Source organism: Streptomyces sp. NPDC055078, assembly GCF_053607985.1.
Genome location: NZ_JBSGUP010001057.1, coordinates 1 through 1,692, shown reverse-complemented (window position 1 = coordinate 1,692; position 1,692 = coordinate 1). Strand labels below are relative to the sequence as shown.

1 protein-coding gene is annotated in these 1,692 nt (G+C 74.4%); it reads right to left on the bottom strand.

Features of this window, described 5'->3' with window-relative positions; translation table 11 throughout:
• Window positions 1-1,692, bottom strand: a 1,692-nt coding sequence (locus ACWF94_RS40095; RefSeq protein WP_453500168.1) for an AMP-binding protein, incomplete at both ends; no start/stop codon positions are given.

Genomic DNA, 1,692 nt, shown 5'->3' with positions numbered 1-1,692 from the left:
GACCCGCAGCGACCAGTCGTCGGCGGAGCCGCGCACCAGCGTGGCCCGCAGCAGATCGTGCCGGTCGGCCAGCGCCTGGAGGACGGCGCCGAGCCCGCGCCGGTCCAGCGCCGCCGGCGTCCGGACGACCGCGGCCTGGTGGTACGTCGAGAAGGGGCCGCCCAGCTCCCGCAGCCAGTGCATCACCGGGGTCAGCGGCACCGTACCCGTACCGTCGTCGGATGCGCGTACGAGATCGCCGGTGGCGGTGGCGACCGCGCCGAGCCCCGCGACCGTACGGTGCCGGAAGACCAGCCGGGGAGTGATCCGCACCCCCGCCGCGCGGGCCCGGCTCACCAGTTGCATGGCCACGATGCTGTCGCCGCCCAGGGCGAAGAAGTCGTCGTCGACGCCGACCCGTTCGACACCCAGGACGTCGCGGAAGACCGCGCACAGGGTCTTCTCGACCGGGGTGCCGGGCGGGCGTCCGGAGGACAGGGCGGCGAAGTCCGGGGCGGGCAGGGCGGCCCGGTCCAGTTTGCCGTTCGGCAGCCTCGGCAGCCGCTCCAGGAGCACCACCGCTGCCGGAACCATCGGGTCCGGCAGCAGGGAGGCGACATGGGCGCGCAGCTGCGCCGCGTCCACTTCGTGGCCCCCCTTCGGGACGACATGGGCCACCAGCAGTTTGCGGGAGCCGTCCTGCCGGACCGTCACCACGGCCTGTTCGGCCGCCGGATGGGCACAGAGGGCGGACTCGATCTCGGCCGGCTCGATCCTGAAGCCCCGGAGCTTGACCTGCTCGTCGGCCCGGCCAAGATAGTCGAGCCTCCCGTCCCCGGTCCAGCGGGCCAGGTCACCCGTCCGGTACAGCCGGGAGCCGGGCCCGCCGAACGGATCGGCGACAAACCGCTCGGCGGTCAGTGCCGGGGCGCCGAGATAGCCGCGCGCCAGACCGCCGCCCGCGAGATACAGTTCGCCCGCGACCCCGGGCGGCACCGGCTGGAGCAGATCGTCGAGGACATACGCCCGCGTCCCGGCCACCGGGCGGCCCACGAGCGGACGTTCGCTGTCGCGGACCCGGGCCACCAGGGCGTCGACGGTGGACTCGGTCGGACCGTACAGGTTGAACGCCTCCGTCCCGCGCAGTGAGCCGAGCCGATCCCACAGCGCCCCGGGCACCGCCTCGCCCCCGACGCCGACCACCGCGAGCGGGCAGGTGCCGTCGTCCCGCACCAGGGCCCCGGCCATCTGCGCGAAGAACGACGGGGTGACTTCGAGGAAGTCGAAGCCGTGCGCCACGACGGCGGCCGCCAGCAGTTCGGGGTCGCGCCGGGTCTCATCGGACACCACATGCACACAGTGCCCGTCCAGCAGCCACAGCTGCGGCTGCCAGGACGCGTCGAACGAGAACGACCACGCGTGCCCGGCGCGCAGCCGCCGCCGTCCGGTCGCCGCGACCGCGGGCGCGTACAGCGTTTCGCGATGGCTGTGGAAGAGCCGGCCCACGCTCTCGTGGGTGACGACGACCCCCTTGGGCCGGCCCGTGGACCCCGAGGTGTGGATGACATACGCCGGATGCCCGGGGACCAGCGGCGCCCGGCGGTCGGCGTCGGTGAGATCGCCGCCGTCGAGTGCGGCGAGCCGGGGATCGTCCAGGAGCTGTACGGGCGACCCCGGCGGCAGGGCGCGCGCAAGCTCCGGGGTGGTCACGGT